Annotated in this window: 1 protein-coding gene; it reads right to left on the reverse strand. The window is 52.3% G+C overall.

Features of this window, described 5'->3' with window-relative positions; translation table 11 throughout:
* Positions 1-21: 21 nt before the first annotated feature.
* Complete coding sequence (gene ypeC / locus JNB91_RS30470) at positions 22-348, reverse strand: DUF2502 domain-containing protein YpeC (protein ID WP_000490072.1); 327 nt, start codon at positions 346-348, stop codon at positions 22-24.
* Positions 349-398 lie beyond the last annotated feature (50 nt).

Consider the following 398-nt stretch of genomic DNA (forward strand, 5'->3'; position numbering starts at 1 on the left):
GTGTTCCATTGGCGAATGTGTTTAATGGCGGTGTCCATGTCCGCGGCCTTTTCCGCGATGATCGTCACGATCGCGCCAGCCTTCACGATAGCCACGCTCATACGCTTTACGCTTATCCCAGCCACGATGATAGCCATTATCATGACGCCACCAGCGGTTTTTACGCCACTCATAATTGCGATGCCAGTAGTCACGGTCGCGCCAGTGACCACCGTCCCAGTAATTACCGTAATGATCGCGATCGCCAATTTGTAATTTGATTGATGGCAGTAGGGTGATTTCACCTGCGTTTGCTGCAAGCGGGGTAAATGCCATCAGGGCGGCCGCCAGAAACAGTGACCTGAACATTGTTATTCTCCTTCACGATCGAAGCCGTCAGCGGCCTGTTAACGCAATAT

Source organism: Aliirhizobium wenxiniae, assembly GCF_019511445.1.
GTDB lineage: Bacteria > Pseudomonadota > Alphaproteobacteria > Rhizobiales > Rhizobiaceae > Neorhizobium > Neorhizobium wenxiniae_A.